This window comes from Streptomyces sp. NPDC051207, from assembly GCF_040682395.1.
In the GTDB taxonomy this organism is placed as follows: Bacteria; Actinomycetota; Actinomycetes; order Streptomycetales; family Streptomycetaceae; genus Streptomyces.
In genome coordinates, this window is the sequence record NZ_JBFBAX010000025.1 from 49,796 (window position 1) to 68,716 (window position 18,921).

Consider the following 18,921-nt stretch of genomic DNA (forward strand, 5'->3'; position numbering starts at 1 on the left):
GCGTGACCGACGCCGCCACCGTGGCGGGCCTGGACCCGGCCACCCTCGCCGACGTGCTGAGGCTGGCCGGGTCCACCGGCTTCGACCGCATCCAGGACCAGATCCGCCGTACCGGCGGCTGCACCGACCCGATCCGCCTGCAAGGCTCCGTCGTCGTCCGGGACAAGGAAACCCGCCACGTCCTGCACCGGTACTCCACCGACATCGAACCCGGCGGCGTCCTCCGTGTGGCCTGCGGCAACCGGCGGGCCTCCCGCTGCCCCGCCTGCGCCTGGACCTACGCGGGCGACACCTACCACCTCATCCGCGCCGGCCTCGTCGGCGACCCCGCCAAGGGCACCCCCGAGACGATCCGGGATCACCCGCGGGTGTTCGCCACCCTCACCGCGCCTTCGTTCGGCCCGGTCCACAACCGGCCCGACAACCGGCCCTGCCGCTGCGGGGCCCGCCACAGCGAGGACGCCCCCGAGCTGGGCACCCCGATCGACCCGGAGACGTACGACTACGCGGGCGCGGTGCTGTGGAACAATCACGCCTCAGAGCTGTGGCGCTACTTCACGATCTACCTGCGCCGCGAGATCGCCAAACGGGCCGGGCTCACGCAGAAGGCTGCCCGTGAAGCCTCCCGCGTGTCCTTCGGCAAGGTCGCCGAGTACCAGAAGCGCGGCGCCGTCCACTTCCATGCCGTGATCCGCTTCGACGGCCCCGGCGGACCCGACGATCCGCCGCCGGCCTGGGCCACCGTCGACCTGCTCACCGACGCGATCCGGGCCGCCGCCGCCCGCGTGGAAGTCGACGTCCCCGCCGCCAGAGACCAGCCTGCCCGCACGCTGCGGTGGGGCACCCAGCTCGATGTCCGCCCGATCCGGGCTTTTGGAGACGGCGAAGAGATCACCGAACAGGCCGTCGCCTCCTACGTCGCCAAGTACGCCACCAAAGCGGCTGAGACCACCGGCACCGTCGACCGCCGCATCGGCAACAAGGAAGCCCTCGCCCTGCTCGGCGTCCCCGACCACCCGGCCCGGCTCATCGCCGCATGCCTCGACCTGCACGCGCTCTACCCGGACCGGAAGCTGCGCGACTGGGCACACATGCTCGGCTTCCGCGGCCACTTCTCCACCAAGTCCCGCCACTACTCCACCACTCTCGGCGCTCTCCGCCAGGTCCGCGCCGACTACCGCGCCGCCCAGCAACGCGCCGCCCTCGGCCTGCCCGACCCCGACGATGAGGAGGCAACCACGCTCACCCTCGCCCACTGGGCCTACGCCGGCCACGGCCACACCCCCGGCGAATCCTGGCTCGCCGCCAACATCCGCCGCGACATCCAGCACAACCGTGAGATCGCACGCGAGGAACTACCCGCCCTGCTCGACCTGGAAGGAGCCGCAACATGACCACCGCCACCCCCGAGCTGCTAACCGTGCCCGAGGTCATGGCGCGGCTGAAGGTGGGCCGAACCAAGGTCTACGACCTGATCCGTACGCACCGCCTCGTGTCCATCAAGGTCGACGGATGCCGCCGTATCCCGGACCACGCGCTCCGCGACTTCATCGCCGGCCAGATCGGGGAGGCTGCCTGATGGCGAAGCGTCGGCCCAACGGCGGCGGCACGATCACCAAGCGGTCCGATGGTCGCTACCAGGGCGCCGCCTACGTGACCGACACGGACGGCAACCGGGTGCGTAAGTACGTGTACGGCCGAACGTGGGACGAAGCCAACGAGAAGCTCGGCAAGCTCCAGGACCAAGAGCGCAACGGCATCCCGGTGCCGTCCCGGTCCTGGACGCTCGGCGAGTGGCTGGCCTACTGGCTGGAGCACATCGTCGCTCCGGAGCGCGAGCACAACACGTATGTGAAGTACGAGTCCAAGGTGCGGCTGTACCTGCTGCCGCATCTCGGCAAGAAGCCGCTGGTCAAGCTCACCCCGGCACAGATCCGGGCCTTCATGGCCACGCTGGCGCGGGAGAAGGTCGGCGCCTCGGCCCGCTTTGAGGTCCTGCGCGTGCTCCGCAACGCCCTCAACCGGGCCATGCGCGAGGAACTGGTCACTCGGAACGTCGCCCTGCTGGTCGACATGCCCAAGGTCAACAAGGACAGGGGCACGGCGTGGAACGCTCGGGAAGCCATCGCCTTCCTGCGCTCGGTGCGTGCCCACCGGCTCTACGCGGCCTGCGTCCTCGTCCTGGTCCTCGGCCTCCGCCGCAGCGAAGTGCTCGGGCTGCGCTGGCAGGACATCGACTTCGAGGACGGCCACTTCACCCCGGTCAAGCAGGTGCAGCGGGTCAAGGGCGTGGGCCTGGTCCTCAAGGACCTCAAGACGGAGTCCTCACAGGCCGTGCTGCCGCTCCCGGAGTTCTGCGCCCGCGCCCTGGAAGAACGTCGGGAGCTGCAAGAGCTGGAACGGAAGATCGCTGGTGAGCACTGGTCGCAGGAGCCGGACCATGACCTGATCTTCTCGGCCGAGCACGGCGGCATGATCGACCCGGTGGGCTTCTCCCGCACCTTCGACCGGCTCGTCAAGCGGGCCGGTGTGCGACGGATCACGGTCCGCCTCGCTCGGCACACCTGCGGGACTCTGCTCGCCTTCCTGAAGGTGCACCCCAAGGTCGCTCAGGCGATCCTCCGGCACAGCCAGATCAGCATGACCATGGACGTCTACACGCACGTGGTAGGCGACAGTGAGCGGGAAGCGGTCGGCATGCTCGCCGAGCTTTTGGAAGATCCACTCATCGGCTGATGTCAGCCATGGATGTCAAAGACCCCCAGCCGGTATCGACTGGGGGTCTTTTCGCTGGTGGGGCTAACAGGATTTGAACCTGTGGCCTCATCCTTATCAGGGATGCGCTCTAACCAACTGAGCTATAGCCCCGCCGCGCTCTGCGGTGTGTGTCCCGCGCGCTGACCCCTGAAGATTAGCGCACGAGGTGGGCAGTCCCAAAATCGGTTGTCCGGGGGCCGCCCGCCCTCGTCAGCCGTCCGTCACTCGTCCTCGGCCAGCGTCAGTTCCACGCCGCCCACGAAGGCCGCGGAGAGGTTGTAGATGAACGCGCCGAGCGTGGCGAGAGCCGTGGCGAGGACGACGTCGATGACCGCGATGATCGACGAGAAGAGCAGCACGTTCGGCAGGGACAGGAACGCCTGCAGGTCGAAGCCGTTCGACTCGTTCGAGCCGGTCGCCTCGGAGATCGTGCCGCCGACCGTCGAGAAGACGCCCATCGCGTCCATGACCATCCACAGCACCGCCGCCGCGACGATCGTGCAGATGCCGAGGGCGATGGAGAGCAGGAAGCTGACCTTCATCACCGACCACGGGTCGGCCTTGGCCACCCGCAGGCGGGCCTTGCGGACCCGGGGAGTGGTGCGCGCCCCGGTGCGCGGGCGGCGTACCGCGCCGGTCTGGCCACCCTGCGTGGGGTAGGCCTGCGGCGGGTGGTAGGGGCCGCTGTGCTGCTGCGGCTGCCGCTCCCCCGGGAGCGGCGACGCGGGCTGCACGCCGGCCTCCGGCTGGGCCCCCGAAGCGGCCGGGCCCGCGCCGGCGGCGTGGTGCTGGGTCTGCGGGCCTCGGGTGTCCGTCACAGCTCCCCCCTGGGATCCATGCGTGTCGGGCGACTGCGGGTCGGTCGCGGGGGACTTGATGGCCTTCAACTGAGTGGTGTGCGAGTCCTGTGCCTGCGCGGCGGAGCCACGGCCGCCGCCGTCCGTCCCCGTACTGGTACCGGCCGGTCCGGCGCCCGTGGCTCCGCTCACGCTGACTCACTCCTCGTCCTACTCGTCCGAGGGCGCCTCACCCTCGTCCGTACCACCGGCGGGGGCGTCCTCGGCGGGCTCGTCGACGGCCACGTCGCCGTCGACCTCCTCCGCCTCGCGCCCCGCCTCGGCGTTGCGAGCGACACCGACCACGGCGTCGCGCTTGCCCAGATTGATCAGTTGGACGCCCATGGTGTCACGGCCCGTCTCCCTGATCTCGTTGACCCGCGTGCGAATCACACCGCCCGACAGCGTGATGGCGAGGATCTCGTCGGTCTCCTCGACCACCAGCGCGCCGACGAGAGAACCGCGGTCCTCGACGATCTTGGCGGCCTTGATGCCGAGGCCGCCGCGACCCTGGACGCGGTACTCGTCGACGGCGGTCCGCTTCGCGTACCCGCCGTCAGTGGCAGTGAACACGAACGTACCGGGCCGGACAACATTCATCGAGAGCAGTTCGTCGCCCTCGCGGAAACTCATGCCCTTGACACCCGAGGTCGCACGCCCCATGGGGCGCAGCGTGTCGTCCGTCGCGGTGAACCTGATCGACTGCGCCTTCTTGCTGATCAGCAGCAGATCGTCGTCGGACGAGACGAGTTCGGCTCCGATCAGTTCGTCGTCGCTGCCGTCCTCCCGCTCGCGGAGGTTGATGGCGATCACGCCACCGGAGCGCGGGGAGTCGTAGTCCTTCAGCGGCGTCTTCTTCACCAGGCCGCCCTTGGTGGCGAGCACCAGGTACGGGGCGGCGTTGTAGTCGCGGATGGCGAGGATCTCGGCGATGGCCTCGTCCGGCTGGAAGGCGAGCAGGTTCGCCACGTGCTGCCCGCGCGCGTCACGGCCGGCGTCGGGAAGCTCGTAGGCCTTCGCGCGGTAGACGCGGCCCTTGTTCGTGAAGAACAACAGCCAGTGGTGCGTGGTGGACACGAAGAAGTGGTCGACGATGTCGTCTTCCTTCAGCTTCGCGCCGCGCACGCCCTTGCCTCCGCGCTTCTGGGCGCGGTAGTCGTCCGTCTTGGTGCGCTTGATGTAGCCGCCGCGCGTGACCGTGACGACGATGTCCTCTTCGGCGATCAGGTCCTCGATGGACATGTCGCCCTCGTACGGGATCAGCTTCGTCTTGCGGTCGTCGCCGTACTTCTCGACGATCGCGGCGAGCTCCTCGCTGACGATGCCGCGCTGGCGGACCGGGGAGGACAGGATCTCGTTGTACTCGCGGATCTTCGCCTGGAGTTCGTCGTGCTCCTGGACGATCTTCTGGCGCTCCAGGGCGGCCAGCCGGCGCAGCTGCATCTCGAGGATGGCGTTGGCCTGGATCTCGTCGATCTCCAGGAGATCCATCAGGCCGCCGCGCGCGATGTCGACGGTGTCGCTGCGCCGGATCAGCGCGATGACCTCGTCGATGGCGTCCAGGGCCTTCAGCAGGCCGCGCAGGATGTGCGCGCGCTCCTCGGCCTTGCGCAGGCGGAACCTCGTACGGCGGACGATGACCTCGATCTGGTGCGTCACCCAGTGGCGGATGAACGCGTCCAGCGACAGCGTGCGCGGCACGCCGTCGACCAGGGCCAGCATGTTGGCGCCGAAGTTGCTCTGCAGGTCGGTGTGCTTGTAGAGGTTGTTCAGCACGACCTTGGCGACCGCGTCCCGCTTCAGGACGATGACCAGGCGCTGGCCCGTCCGGGACGACGTCTCGTCGCGGACGTCGGCGATGCCGCCGATCTTGCCGTCCTTCACCAGGTCGGCGATCTTCTGCGCCAGGTTGTCCGGGTTGGTCTGGTACGGCAGCTCCGTGACCACCAGGCACTGGCGGTTCTGGATCTCCTCGACCTCGACCACCGCGCGCATCGTGATGGAGCCGCGGCCGGTGCGGTACGCCTCCTCGATGCCCCGTCGGCCGACGACGAGGGCGCCGGTCGGGAAGTCCGGGCCCTTGATGCGCTCGATGAGGGCGTCCAGCAGCTCCTCGTGCGAGGCCTCGGGGTGCTCCAGGTACCACTGGGCGCCGGCGGCGACCTCGCGCAGGTTGTGCGGCGGGATGTTGGTCGCCATGCCGACCGCGATACCGGCGGAGCCGTTGATCAGCAGGTTCGGGAAGCGGGCCGGCAGGACGGTCGGCTCCTGGGAGCGGCCGTCGTAGTTGTCCGTGAAGTCGACGGTCTCCTCGTCGATGTCGCGGACCATCTCCATCGACAGCGGCGCCATCTTGCACTCGGTGTACCGCATGGCCGCCGCCGGGTCGTTGCCCGGGGAGCCGAAGTTGCCGTTGGAGTCGACCAGCGGCATCCGCATCGACCACGGCTGCGCGAGGCGGACCAGCGCGTCGTAGATCGAGGAGTCGCCGTGCGGGTGGTAGTTGCCCATGACGTCGCCGACGACGCGGGCGCACTTGTAGAAGCCGCGCTCGGGGCGGTAGCCGCCGTCGTACATCGCGTACAGCACGCGGCGGTGCACGGGCTTGAGGCCGTCGCGGACGTCGGGCAGCGCGCGCGAGACGATGACGGACATCGCGTAGTCGAGGTACGAGCGCTGCATCTCCGTCTCGAGCCCGACGGGCTCGACGCGCATGGCCAGGGCGTCACCCTCGGGAGTCGTCACGGGAGTGTTCTCGTCGGTCATTGCTGGGATGGGTCCTTCCTGGTGCGGTCAGCTGAGACCGACTCAGATGTCGAGGAAGCGAACGTCCTTGGCGTTGCGCTGGATGAACGCGCGGCGGGCCTCGACGTCCTCGCCCATCAGGACCGAGAACAGGTCGTCGGCCTGGGCGGCGTCGTCGAGGGTGACCTGGCCGAGGACGCGGTGCTCCTGGTCCATGGTAGTGATGCGCAGCTCCTCGGCGTTCATCTCGCCGAGACCCTTGAAGCGCTGCACCGAGTCCTCGCGGATGCGCTTGCCGGCGTTGCGGCCCATCTCGATCAGCGCGTCGCGCTCGCGGTCGGAGTACGCGTACTCGAAGTCGTCCTTGCCCCACTTGATCTTGTAGAGCGGCGGACGGGACAGGTACACGTGGCCGGCCTCGACCAGCGGCCGCATGAAGCGGAACAGGAAGGTCAGCAGCAGGGTGTTGATGTGCTGGCCGTCGACGTCGGCGTCCGCCATCAGGATGATCTTGTGGTAGCGGAGCCTCCCGATGTCGAAGTCCTCGTGCACGCCCGTGCCGAACGCGGAGATCATCGCCTGGATCTCCTGGTTCTGCAGGATGCGGTCGATGCGCGCCTTCTCGACGTTGAGGATCTTGCCGCGGATCGGGAGGATCGCCTGGTACTGCGGGTTGCGGCCGGACTTGGCCGAGCCGCCGGCGGAGTCGCCCTCGACGATGAAGATCTCGCACTTGGTGGGGTCGTTCGACTGGCAGTCGGACAGCTTGCCCGGCAGGGACGCCGACTCCAGCAGGCCCTTGCGGCGGGTCAGGTCGCGCGCCTTGCGGGCCGCCACGCGCGCGGTGGCCGCCTGGATGCCCTTGCGGACGATGTCCGCGGCCTCGTTCGGGTTGCGGTCGAGCCAGTCGTTGAGGTGCTCGTAGACGACCTTCTGGACGAACGTCTTCGCCTCGGTGTTGCCCAGCTTGGTCTTGGTCTGGCCCTCGAACTGCGGCTCGCCCAGCTTGACCGAGATGATCGCGGTCAGCCCCTCGCGGATGTCGTCACCCGTGAGGTTGTCGTCCTTCTCGCGCAGCAGCTTCTTCTCGCGCGCGTACTTGTTGATCAGGTTGGTGAGCGCCGAGCGGAAGCCCTCTTCGTGCGTGCCGCCCTCGTGCGTGTGGATGGTGTTGGCGAAGGAGTACACGCCCTCGCTGTAGCCGCTGTTCCACTGCATCGCGACTTCGAGGGAGAGCAGCCGATCCCTGTCCTCGGCCTCGATGTCGATGACCGAGGGGTGCACCAGCTCCCCCTTGCGGGAGTTCAGGTACTTCACGAAGTCGACGATGCCGCCCTCGTAGTGGTACGTGACGGTCTTGACCTCGTCCTTCTCGTCCGCACCGGCCTCGTCGGCACCGGTCACGGCCTTCGCGGACTCGCGCTCGTCGGTGAGGTTGATCGTCAGGCCCTTGTTGAGGAAGGCCATCTCCTGGAAGCGCCGCGCCAGCGTCTCGAAGGAGTACTCGGTGGTTTCGAAGATGTCCGGGTCGGCCCAGAAGGTGACCGTCGTGCCGGAGTCCTCGACCGCCTCGTGCTTCGCGAGCGGGGCGGTCGGGACGCCCATCTTGTAGTCCTGCGTCCAGCGGTAGCCGTCGCGCTTGATCTCGACGGAGACCTTGGTCGACAGGGCGTTCACGACGGAGACACCCACGCCGTGCAGACCGCCGGAGACCGCGTAGCCGCCGCCGCCGAACTTGCCCCCCGCGTGCAGCACCGTCAGGACGACCTCGACGGCCGGCTTCTTCTCGATGGGGTGCATGTCCACCGGGATGCCACGGCCGTTGTCGACGACGCGGACGCCGCCGTCGGCGAGGATCGTCACGTCGATGGTGTCCGCGTGGCCGGCCAGCGCCTCGTCGACGGAGTTGTCGACGACCTCCTGCACGAGGTGGTGCAGTCCGCGTTCACCGGTCGAGCCGATGTACATACCGGGTCGCTTGCGGACCGCGTCCAGACCCTCGAGGACGGTGATGGCACTGGCGTCGTACGAGGCCGCGGTCTCGCCGTTCGAGGTGCTCGCCGCGTCGTTCACGCCGGTGTCGGTGGACGGGATGTTCTCGTTGGGGTTGCCGGAATCGGCCACGAAGCGCCCTTTCTGGCACAGCACGAGCCAAGCTCCTGGAGGGTTGCCGGAGCGGCTGCGGCATGTTGCGTTGGTAAGCCCTTGATCAGCGTTGCTCAGCTTTTCCCGGACAGTCCCCACGATGGGGGCGGGATTGTCTTCCAGTCTACCGGTAGCACTGACACTGATGGGGGTTTGCCGGTCCCTGAGACCTCATGTGCCGCCCTGAACCGGACTCGCCCGACTCCCGATATGCGGATGGGGGCTCCAAGAGGCTCACAACGGCACTCAGCGCTTCCGGGTGTCAACCCTTGGCTACTTGGAAGTCAGGTCGGGATTCGCAACCGCGTGCGATTGCATAGCGGAGCCCGCCGAGGGCGGCGAAAGAGGCACCTCGGCGACGTGAATGTGATCTCTGTCACCCATAGGTGTCGCCGGGTCCCGTGCTGCCCGGGGCGCGCAGGGGACCGTAGCGACGGGCGCCGCCACCGGGGCCGTTGACCTTGATCAGACGCACGGTGCCGTGGCCCAGGTCCTCGTTGAGCCGGGCCACCAGGGTCGGCGCGAGCAGCCGCAGGTTCGTCGCCCAGGCCGTCGAGTCGCAGCGCACGACCAGGACCCGCTCGTCCTCGTCGTACTTCTCCGGCACGCAGTGCTTGGCGACGTCCTCGCCGACGATCTGCGGCCAGCGGCCCATCACGCCGCCCACCGCGGCAGGGGCCTCCCAGCCCCGCTCGGTGATCAGCCGGTTGATGGCCGCGCCGAGCGCCATCGGATCGCGGCCGTCGGCGCGCGCGCCCGAGCGCAGACCGACGCGGTGCGCCTGCTTCTTCTGCCGGGCCGCGTCGCCACGCGCGCGTGCCGCCTCCTTCGCCGCCCGCAGCGCCACGCGCGCGAGATCGACGCCCGACGGCTCGGCCGTGCCCCCGGGCTGCTTCGCGGGTGCCTTCTCCGGAGTGCTGTCGGGCGCGTTCTCGCTCATACGCGCTCCACGTTCCCCTCGGCCACCGCGAACCGCGCCCCGGCCAGGACGTCCGGTACGTCGTCGTCGACCGCGGCGGTCACCAGCACCTGCTCGCCGGGCGCGACCAGCTCGGCCAGGCGCTCGCGGCGGCGGGTGTCCAACTCGGCGAACACGTCGTCCAGGACGAGCACCGGCTCGTTGCCCTCGGCGCGCAGCAGGTCGTAGGAGGCCAGCCGCAGGGCGAGCGCGTAGGACCAGGACTCGCCGTGCGAGGCGTAGCCCTTGGCGGGCAGCTGGCCGAGCTTGAGCAGCAGGTCGTCCCGGTGCGGGCCGACCAGCGTGACGCCCCGCTCGATCTCCTGCTTGCGTGCCTCGGCGAGCGCCGCCGTCAGCTGCTCGTAGAGGTCGTCACGCGTGTGTGCCTCGCCCGGCGCGGACGGCTTGTACTCCAGGGCGACCGGGCCGCCGCCGGGGGCCAGTTGCTCGTACGCCTTGTCGGCGAGCGGCTGGATCGCGGCGATCAGGTCGAGGCGCTGGGCGAGCAGTTCGGCGCCCACGCGCGCCAGGTGCTGGTCCCACACGTCGAGGGTGGACAGGTCCATGGTGCGTCCGCCGTGCCGCCGGGCCAGCGCGGCCGACTTCAGCAGGGTGTTGCGCTGCCTGAGCACGCGGTCGTAGTCGGAGCGGACGCCCGCCATGCGCGGTGAGCGTGCCGTGATCAGCTCGTCCAGGAAGCGGCGGCGCTCGCCGGGGTCGCCCTTGACCAGGGCGAGGTCCTCGGGCGCGAACAGCACGGTCCGCACAATGCCGAGCACGTCACGCGGTCTGACCTGCGTGGATCTGTTGATGCGGGCGCGGTTGGCCCGGCCGGGGTTCAGCTCCAGCTCGACCAGTTGCTGCCGCTCGCCCTGGCGGACCTGGGCACGGATGATCGCGCGGTCGGCGCCCATGCGGACCAGCGGCGCGTCGGAGGAGACGCGGTGGCTGCCGAGGGTGGCGAGATAGCCGACCGCCTCGACGAGGTTCGTCTTGCCCTGGCCGTTCGGTCCGACGAACGCGGTCACGCCCGGGTCGAGCGGGACCTCGACCCGGGGGTAGGAGCGGAAGTCGGCAAGCGACAGATGCGTGACGTGCATGGTCGTTCGCCGACCTCCCCCGGCGTTGTGGACCGCTGGAGCGGCCCTGTGGATTACTTCTTCTCGACCGCGTGGCCGCCGAACTGGTTGCGCAGCGCCGCGATCATCTTCATCTGCGGCGAGTCCTCCTGACGGGAGGCGAACCGCGCGAACAGCGACGCGGTGATCGCCGGCAGCGGGACCGCGTTGTCGATCGCGGCCTCCACGGTCCAGCGTCCCTCGCCGGAGTCCTGTGCATAACCCCGGAGCCCGTCCAGGTGCTCGTCCTCGTCCAGGGCGTTGACCGCGAGGTCGAGCAGCCAGGAGCGGATGACGGTGCCCTCCTGCCAGGAGCGGAAGACCTCCCGGACGTCGGTCACCGGGTCGACCTTCTCCAGCAGCTCCCAGCCTTCGGCGTAGGCCTGCATCATGGCGTACTCGATGCCGTTGTGGACCATCTTGGCGAAGTGGCCCGCGCCGACCCTGCCGGCGTGCACCGAGCCGAAGTCGCCCTCCGGCTTGAGTGCGTCGAAGACCGGCTGCACCTTGGCGACGTTCTCCGGGTCGCCGCCGTACATCAGCGCGTAGCCGTTCTCCAGGCCCCAGACGCCGCCTGAGACGCCGCAGTCGACGAAGCCGATGCCCTTGGCGGCCAGCTCCTCGGCGTGCTTCTCGTCGTCCGTCCAGCGGGAGTTGCCGCCGTCCACGACCACGTCGCCGGGCTCGAGCAGCTCGGCGAGCTCGTCGATCGTGGACTGGGTGGCTTCGCCGGCCGGGACCATCACCCAGACCACGCGCGGACCCTTGAGCTTGCCCACCAGCTCTTCGAGGCTGTGGACATCGGCGAGGTCCGGGTTGCGGTCGTATCCGACGACGGTGTGGCCCGCGCGGCGGATCCGCTCGCGCATGTTGCCGCCCATCTTGCCGAGGCCGACGAGACCGAGCTCCATCAGTTGCGTTCCTTAAGGGTGCGAGGTGGCGTTACGGCACTTGCGTGCCTGTCCGAGCCTAAACCCGGACGGTGACGCACACCTGTGGGCATACGCGCTCATACGTCGCCCCGACCTGCGGCTTCGCCCGCCGACGCGGTTGTCCACCGGGCCCGGGGGCGCTGTGGACAACCGGCCGGGACCGTCGTCAGCCGCTCAGGCGCACCGGCATGATCAGGTACTTGTAGGCCTCGTCCGCCTCGGCGTCCAGCGCCGGCTTGCCGCTGAGCAGCGCGGGCTTCGTGGACGTCGTGAACGACAGCTGGGCCACCGGGGAGTCGATCGCGCTCAGGCCGTCCAGCAGGAACGTCGGGTTGAAGGCGATCGAGATGTCGTCGCCCTCCAGCTGGGCGTCGACCCTTTCCACAGCCTGTGCGTCGTCGCTGGAGCCGGCCTCCAGGATCAGCACGCCCTGCTCGAAGCTGAGCCGCACCGGGGTGTTGCGCTCGGCGACCAGCGACACGCGCTTGACGGCCTCCACGAAGGGGGCGGTCTCGATGACGGCGACGCTGTTGAACTCCGTCGGGAACAGCGTGCGGTACTTCGGGAGGTCGCCCTCCAGCAGGCGCGTCGTGGTGCGCCGGCCGGCGCCCTCGAAACCGATCAGGCCCTCACCGGCGCCCGAGCCGGACAGCGCCAGCGTCACCTGGTCCCCGCTGGTCAGCGCCTTGGCCGTGTCCAGCAGCGTCTTGGCGGGCACCAGGGCGACCGCGGACGCCTCAGGGTTCTCCGGCTTCCACAGGAACTCGCGGACCGCGAAGCGGTAACGGTCGGTGGACGCCAGTGTCACCGTGTCGCCCTCGATCTCGATGCGCACACCGGTCAGCACGGGCAGTGTGTCGTCGCGGCCGGCGGCGATGGCGACCTGCTGCACGGCCGACGAGAAGACCTCGCCGGGGACCGTGCCCGTCGCGTTCGGCATCTGCGGCAGCGCCGGGTACTCCTCCACAGGCAGGGTGTGGAGGGTGAACCGCGAGGAGCCGCACACCACCGTCGCCCGTACACCGTCTGTGGAAATCTCCACCGGCCGGTTGGGAAGGGCGCGCGAGATGTCGGCGAGCAGGCGGCCGGAGACGAGCACCGTGCCGTCCTCCTCGACCTCCGCCTCCACGGACACCCGCGCCGAGACCTCGTAGTCGAAGCTGGACAGGCTCAGCGCCCCGTCCTCGGCCTTCAGGAGCAGGCCGGCGAGGACAGGCGCCGGCGGACGGGCCGGGAGGCTGCGCGCCGCCCAGGCCACTGCCTCCGCGAGTACGTCGCGTTCCACCCGGATCTTCACCTAAGCCGCCTCCTGCTGTTGCCGGCGTTCTCGCCCTGCTTCGCCTTCGTCGCTGTCTCGGTGTCGTCGGCCCCGGGGAAGGGAGGGACACCGGGACCAGTCTGACGCACGGCACTGACAGTAGGTGCCCCTCGGGGTCAAGTCGTACCGACGGGCAGCCGGGCTCGAGACGGCGAGTTGTGCACAGGACCCGCTTCGAAACGAATTCCTGGCTCTCTATGGTCGGGAGTAGTAGTAGGGCCTGTGGATACCGTGGATAACCCCGTTTTCCCAGCTCAGGCCCACAATTTTGTCCACTGGTCCTGTGGGCGGAGGCGGTGGACAACCAGGGGCTTCTGTGGAGAACAGAAAGTTCTGCACACCCCATGCACAGGACCGGGCGAGTTCTCCCCAGGGCCGTCCCCAGGTTTACCCACCTTTCCCACAGCCCAACCCGGCACCTTTGTGTGACGCCTTTCACTCGACCCGGTGAGGAGGCGCGTCACGTTGCCGAACAGTGGACAGGCATGTGGAGAAACCCCGGATCGCTGGGGACAACCGGCCGCATCCTGTGGGTTGCCCGTGGACAACTTTGTGCACAGCCTGTGGACCAACTCCTTGTCCACAAGCTGTGGAGATCCTCCGTCCACCGATCCACAGGCAGGTGACCTGGCCTGATCATCTTTCACCACCGTGCGCTGTGGACAAGATCGGGACAACTTCCCGGTCCCCAGCATGTGGACGCGAAAAAGTCGCCGAATCTGTGGAGGGAGACCGTAACCCGGCAGCTATTCGAACAGGGGGTTACGGCGCCGAGACCTGCGCCAGTGCCGGCGAGACCCGCGCCGGTGCCGCCGGGAGGCCGGCAGGAACCGCCAGGGCACGAGAAAGGCGCCCCCGGATCTCCTCCAGGGGCGCCTCGAAGGCTGTAACCGTGCTGCGGTCAGCCCGCCTTGATGCGGTTCGTCAGCTCCGTCACCTGGTTGTAGATGGAGCGCCGCTCGGCCATCAGATTGCGGATCTTGCGGTCCGCGTGCATGACCGTCGTGTGGTCCCGGCCGCCGAACAGCGCGCCGATCTTCGGCAGCGACAGATCCGTCAGCTCCCGGCACAGGTACATGGCGATCTGGCGGGCCGTCACCAGCGCCCGCCCGCGCGAGGTGCCGCAGAGGTCCTCGACCGTGAGCCCGAAGTAGTCGGCGGTCGCGCCCATGATCGCCGTCGAGGTGATCTCGGGCGCCGAGTCCTCGCCGCCGGGCATCAGGTCCTTGAGGACGATCTCCGTCAGCCCGAGGTCCACCGGCTGCCGGTTGAGCGACGCGAACGCCGTCACCCGGATCAGCGCGCCCTCCAGCTCACGGATGTTCCGCGAGATCCGGGAGGCGATGAACTCCAGTACCTCCGGCGGGGCGTTGAGCTGTTCCTGGACCGCCTTCTTCCGCAGGATCGCGATGCGCGTCTCCAGCTCGGGCGGCTGGACGTCGGTGATCAGACCCCACTCGAAGCGGTTGCGCAGCCGGTCCTCCAGGGTGACCAGCTGCTTGGGCGGCCGGTCGCTGGAGAGCACGATCTGCTTGTTGGCGTTGTGCAGTGTGTTGAAGGTGTGGAAGAACTCCTCCTGCGTCGACTCCTTGTCCGCCAGGAACTGGATGTCGTCGACGAGCAGGATGTCCATCTCGCGGTACCGCTTGCGGAAGCTGTCGCCCTTGCCGTCGCGGATGGAGTTGATGAACTCGTTGGTGAACTCCTCCGAGCTCACGTACCGCACGCGCGTGCCCGGGTAGAGGCTGCGCGCGTAGTGCCCGATCGCGTGCAGCAGGTGCGTCTTGCCGAGCCCCGACTCGCCGTAGATGAACAGGGGGTTGTACGCCTTCGCCGGTGCCTCGGCGACGGCCACCGCCGCCGCGTGCGCGAACCGGTTCGAGGCGCCGATGACGAACGTGTCGAAGAGGTACTTCGGGTTCAGCCGCGCGGTCGGCTCACCGGGGCCGGTCGCCGGCGCGGGCTGCGCGGCCAGCGGGCCGGGCGCGCCGGTGGTCGGCAGGTTCGGGCCGACGGGGCCGCCGCGGTGCACGTGCCCCGAGCCGGGCCCCGGCTCGGGCAGCTCGCGGCGGGCGTCGCGCGGCTCGTAGTCGCCGCGCGACTGCTCGTACTCGCCGCGCTGCCCGTCGTAGCCCCCGCGGTCCCTGGGCTGCGGGCGGTACTCGTGCGACGGGGGGCCGTAGGGGTCCTGGGAGTGCGAGGGAGCGCCGTAGGAGTCCTGGGAGGACGGGCCGTACCCGTCCTGGGACGGCGCGCCGTAGGCGTCGTGGCCGTGGGTGCCGTAGCCGTCCTGCGAGGAGCCGTACGCGTCCTGCGACGGTGACGCGTAGGGGTCGCGCTCGGGGAAGCCGAGCCGCTGCTGCTGCCAGCCGTAGTCGTCCTGCGAGGGACGCGGCCAGGAGCCGGGCTCGGGACGCTGGTACTCCGACGGGTACGTCGGCCGGGCGGTCGGCAGCTGGTCGCCGGACGGGCCCTGGTGCGGCTCGGCGCGGTGACGGCCGTATCCCTCGTAGCCGTCGCGCTCGCGGCTGTCCCGGCCGCCCTGGTCGTAGCCGTCGCGGCCCTGGCCACCGCCCGAGGGCGGCTCGGGTTCGTCGTACCGCTGCTGCTGGCGGGGCGGGGCCGGGGGCTCGCCGGCGGAGTCGTCGACGGTGATCGCGATGCGGATCGGCCGGCCGCACTCGCGGCTCAGCGTCTCGCTGACGACCGGCGCGAGGCGCCCCTCGAGCACGCCCTTGGCGAATTCGTTCGGTACGGCGAGCAGTGCGGTGTCGGCGACCAGCGCGAGCGGCTGGCAGCGCCGGATCCAGTGTTCGTCCTTCGCCTCCACACCCTGACCACGGCCCTCGCCGAGTAGCTGCTCCAATACGCGTGGCCACACTGCGGCAAGATCGGCAGGTACGTCAGCCACAGGGCACGCTCTCTCACGAGGTCCCTCGAACGTGTGGTTCGCGGACCGGGTCGGGATGTCATTCGGGCGGGTGCGCGGGAGCAGACCCGCTGGGGCAGGCGACAAGGGAACGATTCGGAGTCCAGTCACGGTAGTCAGGGCGGCGGGTACGGTTCAAGTTGTTGTCCCCAGGCTGTGGACAGTGTCTCGCCATGACCCTTGGTTTGACCGAATGGCGCAGCCGCGCGTACCGTAACCAGGTCGAGTTGTCGATGGCTGCTGCCGCCTGCCTCCGATGGGCACAGATCACGCACGGTGATCGGTAAGCGGTGCACACGGGCGTAACGCGAGCTACTCGTGGGCGCACGGTGACAGCCAGGACGGCACCGCCAAACATCGAATTCTTACTGGAGCCCCCGAGTGAGCAAGCGCACCTTCCAGCCGAACAACCGTCGTCGCGCGAAGACCCACGGCTTCCGGCTGCGTATGCGCACCCGTGCCGGCCGCGCGATTCTCGCGTCCCGCCGTAGCAAGGGTCGCGCCCGTCTGTCCGCCTGATCCCGGTCAGGTCATGACGTCGTGCTGCCCACCGAGAACCGGCTGAGGCGGCGCGAGGACTTCGCGACCGCGGTACGACGAGGTCGCAGGGCCGGTCGCCCGAGCCTCGTCGTCCACTTTCGTAGCGGTGCCACGGACCCGCACGCGCCTGGGGAGAGTGCTCCCCCGACGCGTGCGGGTTTCGTCGTGAGCAAGGCCGTGGGCGGCGCGGTGGTGCGCAACAAGGTGAAGCGCAGGCTTCGCCATCTGATGCGCGACCGGGTCGACCTGTTTCCCCCCGGTAGCCTGGTAGTCGTACGAGCGCTGCCCGGTGCGGGTGACGCTGACCATGCACAGCTGGCCCGAGACCTGGACGCCGCGCTGCAGCGGCTGCTGGGAGGGGGCGCGCGATGAAGTACCCGCTGCTGGCTCTGATCAAGCTGTACCAGTGGACGATCAGTCCGCTGCTGGGGCCGGTCTGCAAGTACTACCCGTCGTGTTCCCACTACGGCTACACGGCCATCGACCGGCACGGTGCGATCAAGGGAACGGCCCTCACCGCCTGGCGCATCCTGCGGTGCAACCCGTGGTCGCTCGGCGGGGTGGACCATGTTCCGCCGCGCAGGCGTCCTCGGTGGCACGAAGTGCTGCGTGACGCCTGGCGGGCACGCAAGGGCGGGCACTCCGCCGCCGAACCGGCCACCGAGGGACAGGCTCCCTCGAGCCCGGCCGCAGAGACCTCGTCCCATGCGCAAGGAGCATGATTAGTGGACACGATTGCCAGCCTCTTCAGCTTCATCACGACACCGGTCTCCTGGGTCATCGTCCAGTTCCACAAGGTGTACGGCGCCCTCTTCGGCGCCGACAGCGGGTGGGCCTGGGGCCTGTCGATCGTGTCCCTGGTGATCCTGATCCGCATCTGCCTGATCCCGCTCTTCGTGAAGCAGATCAAGGCGACGCGCGCCATGCAGACGCTCCAGCCGGAGATGAAGAAGATCCAGGAGCGCTACAAGAACGACCGGCAGCGCCAGTCCGAAGAGATGATGAAGCTGTACAAGGAGACGGGCACCAACCCGCTCTCCTCGTGCCTTCCCATCCTGGCGCAGTCGCCGTTCTTCTTCGCTCTGTACCACGTGCTCAACAGCATCGCGTCGAACGACACCGTCGGCGTGATCAACGAGCGTCTTCTCGAGAGCGCGCAGAAGGCCCACATCGTCGGGGCCCCGCTCGCGGTGAAGTTCACGGACAGCTCGTCGAAGGTCGAGGCGCTTGGCTCCTCGCTCACCGACGTCCGGATCGTCACCGCCGTCATGATCATCCTGATGTCGCTGTCGCAGTTCTACACGCAGCGCCAGCTGATGACGAAGAACGTCGACACCACGGTGAAGACGCCCTTCATGCAGCAGCAGAAGATGCTGATGTACATCTTCCCGATCATGTTCGCGGTCTTCGGCATCAACTTCCCGGTCGGTGTCCTCGTCTACTGGCTGACCACGAACCTGTGGACGATGGGCCAGCAGATGTACGTCATCCACAACAACCCGACCCCGGGTTCCAAGGCCCAGGCCGCCTACCTGGAGCGCCTCCACAAGCACGTCACGCACCACGGCAAGGTTCGTCGGCGCAGCGAGCGCGCCATCGTCAAGACCATCGTCGCCAAGGGCCGCGACCGCAACGAGTACGAGCGGAAGTTCATCAACGGCCTGAGCAAGGCGGGCCTGGCGGCCCAGCCCGACGGCAGCGTCGTGAAGAGCGAGGCCGTGGCCGTCGCCGAGACCGAGGACGGCACGCCGGTCGGCGCCACGCCCCGGCGTCAGCAGCCCAAGCGGCAGACCAAGGCCCAGCGGCAGGCGGCCAAGGCGGCAGCCGAGGCCGAGGCGAAGACGTCGCTGACCAAGTCCGAGACCCCTGAGGACGCCAAGCCCGCGGGTGGCGCCAAGCCCGCCGGCGGTGCGAAGAAGGCCGGCTCCAGCGGCCGCAGCAAGGCCCAGTCCGGTCAGCGCAAGGGTCCGCAGCGGCCCAAGTCCCCGTCCAAGAAGTAAGAAGGAGTCCATCCGTGACGGAAGGCACCACCTCCGCCGCTGCCGAGGGCGCAGACACCCTCTCCCGCCTGGAGCAGGAGGGCGAGATCGCTGCGGACTATCTGGAGGGTCTGCTCGACATCGCCGACCTCGACGGTGACATCGACATGGACGTCGAGGCCGACCGTGCCTCCGTCTCGATCGTCAGCGACACGGGCAGCCGTGATCTGCAGAAGCTGGTCGGCCGGGACGGCGAGGTCCTGGAAGCTCTCCAGGAGCTGACGCGTCTGGCCGTGCACCGGGAGACCGGTGACCGCAGCCGGCTGATGCTGGACATCGCGGAATACCGGGCCCGCAAGCGTGCCGAGCTGTCCGAGCTGGGCGCCAAGGCCGTCGCCGACGTCAAGAACAGCGGCGAGCCCGTGAGGCTGAACCCGATGACTCCGTTCGAGCGCAAGGTCGTGCACGACGCGGTCAAGGCCGCCGGCCTGCGCAGCGAGTCCGAGGGCGAGGAGCCGCAGCGTTTCGTCGTCGTGCTTCCCGCCTGACCGGTCTCCCTCTCCTCCGGCCCCGTCTGTTGCGCAGGCGGGGCCGAACTTTGTCAGCCTGATAGTTCTGGTGGTTCTGGTGTCGGCGTCCGTGCCGACACCGTACGGAAGGACGG

16 protein-coding genes and 1 tRNA gene are annotated in these 18,921 nt (G+C 69.0%); 8 read left to right on the top strand and 9 right to left on the bottom strand.

The genetic code is table 11. The features are described 5' to 3' along the window. The first annotated feature begins 2 nt into the window (after positions 1–2). From repSA to AB0M97_RS23095, 3 genes are read left to right on the top strand one after another with little or no spacing between them, the layout of a single operon-like run. Positions 3–1,394: a replication initiator protein RepSA gene (gene repSA, locus AB0M97_RS23085; RefSeq protein WP_365962830.1), complete on the top strand. Its 1,392-nt coding sequence runs from the start codon at positions 3–5 to the stop codon at positions 1,392–1,394. Further along, positions 1,391–1,579: a helix-turn-helix domain-containing protein gene (locus tag AB0M97_RS23090; RefSeq protein ID WP_356629346.1), complete on the top strand. Its 189-nt coding sequence runs from the start codon at positions 1,391–1,393 to the stop codon at positions 1,577–1,579. The genes repSA and AB0M97_RS23090 overlap by 4 nt, the downstream gene beginning before the upstream one ends. Beyond that, positions 1,579–2,736, top strand: coding sequence for a site-specific integrase (locus AB0M97_RS23095; RefSeq protein WP_365962831.1), 1,158 nt, complete (start codon positions 1,579–1,581; stop codon positions 2,734–2,736). Before AB0M97_RS23090 ends, AB0M97_RS23095 begins: the two co-directional genes overlap by 1 nt. A gap of 55 nt (positions 2,737–2,791) precedes the next feature. On the opposite strand, the gene AB0M97_RS23100 is transcribed toward AB0M97_RS23095, so the two are convergent. The 9 genes from AB0M97_RS23100 to dnaA form a co-directional block, all read right to left on the bottom strand. Next, positions 2,792–2,868, bottom strand: a tRNA-Ile gene (locus AB0M97_RS23100). 110 nt (positions 2,869–2,978) lie between these two features. Then, complete coding sequence (locus AB0M97_RS23105) at positions 2,979–3,746, bottom strand: DUF3566 domain-containing protein (protein WP_365962832.1); 768 nt, start codon at positions 3,744–3,746, stop codon at positions 2,979–2,981. A gap of 18 nt (positions 3,747–3,764) precedes the next feature. Continuing rightward, on the bottom strand, positions 3,765–6,359 hold the full coding sequence (gene gyrA / locus AB0M97_RS23110) for a DNA gyrase subunit A (protein WP_365962833.1): 2,595 nt from the start codon (positions 6,357–6,359) through the stop codon (positions 3,765–3,767). A 42-nt stretch (positions 6,360–6,401) separates the two neighbouring features. Beyond that, positions 6,402–8,462, bottom strand: coding sequence for a DNA topoisomerase (ATP-hydrolyzing) subunit B (gyrB, locus tag AB0M97_RS23115; protein WP_365962834.1), 2,061 nt, complete (start codon positions 8,460–8,462; stop codon positions 6,402–6,404). Between the two features lie 397 nt (positions 8,463–8,859). Then, positions 8,860–9,423, bottom strand: coding sequence for a DciA family protein (locus AB0M97_RS23120; protein WP_365962835.1), 564 nt, complete (start codon positions 9,421–9,423; stop codon positions 8,860–8,862). Then, positions 9,420–10,541 carry a DNA replication/repair protein RecF gene (recF, locus tag AB0M97_RS23125; protein ID WP_365962836.1) on the bottom strand — a complete coding sequence of 374 codons (1,122 nt, stop codon included), beginning with the start codon at positions 10,539–10,541 and terminating at the stop codon, positions 9,420–9,422. The genes AB0M97_RS23120 and recF overlap by 4 nt, the downstream gene beginning before the upstream one ends. Positions 10,542–10,594: 53 nt before the next feature. After that, positions 10,595–11,470, bottom strand: a complete 876-nt coding sequence (gene gnd / locus AB0M97_RS23130; RefSeq protein ID WP_365962837.1) for a phosphogluconate dehydrogenase (NAD(+)-dependent, decarboxylating) — start codon at positions 11,468–11,470, stop codon at positions 10,595–10,597. Between the two features lie 187 nt (positions 11,471–11,657). Continuing rightward, on the bottom strand, positions 11,658–12,788 hold the full coding sequence (dnaN, locus tag AB0M97_RS23135) for a DNA polymerase III subunit beta (RefSeq protein WP_365962838.1): 1,131 nt from the start codon (positions 12,786–12,788) through the stop codon (positions 11,658–11,660). A gap of 922 nt (positions 12,789–13,710) precedes the next feature. Beyond that, on the bottom strand, positions 13,711–15,720 hold the full coding sequence (gene dnaA, locus AB0M97_RS23140; protein ID WP_365962839.1) for a chromosomal replication initiator protein DnaA: 2,010 nt from the start codon (positions 15,718–15,720) through the stop codon (positions 13,711–13,713). 399 nt (positions 15,721–16,119) lie between these two features. Between dnaA and rpmH the strand changes: the two genes are divergently transcribed. Genes rpmH through AB0M97_RS23165 form a run of 5 tightly spaced genes read left to right on the top strand, consistent with a single transcriptional unit; the run spans position 16,120 to position 18,805 of the window. Then, on the top strand, positions 16,120–16,257 hold the full coding sequence (gene rpmH, locus AB0M97_RS23145) for a 50S ribosomal protein L34 (protein ID WP_003956500.1): 138 nt from the start codon (positions 16,120–16,122) through the stop codon (positions 16,255–16,257). Positions 16,258–16,278: 21 nt separating this feature from the next. Then, positions 16,279–16,650 (top strand): ribonuclease P protein component, encoded by a 372-nt coding sequence (gene rnpA / locus AB0M97_RS23150; protein WP_365962840.1) that lies wholly within the window; start codon positions 16,279–16,281, stop codon positions 16,648–16,650. Continuing rightward, complete coding sequence (yidD, locus tag AB0M97_RS23155; protein WP_365962841.1) at positions 16,647–17,000, top strand: membrane protein insertion efficiency factor YidD; 354 nt, start codon at positions 16,647–16,649, stop codon at positions 16,998–17,000. Before rnpA ends, yidD begins: the two co-directional genes overlap by 4 nt. A 3-nt stretch (positions 17,001–17,003) precedes the next feature. Next, positions 17,004–18,278: a membrane protein insertase YidC gene (yidC, locus tag AB0M97_RS23160; protein WP_365962842.1), complete on the top strand. Its 1,275-nt coding sequence runs from the start codon at positions 17,004–17,006 to the stop codon at positions 18,276–18,278. A gap of 14 nt (positions 18,279–18,292) precedes the next feature. Continuing rightward, complete coding sequence (locus AB0M97_RS23165; RefSeq protein ID WP_365962843.1) at positions 18,293–18,805, top strand: R3H domain-containing nucleic acid-binding protein; 513 nt, start codon at positions 18,293–18,295, stop codon at positions 18,803–18,805. Positions 18,806–18,921 lie beyond the last annotated feature (116 nt).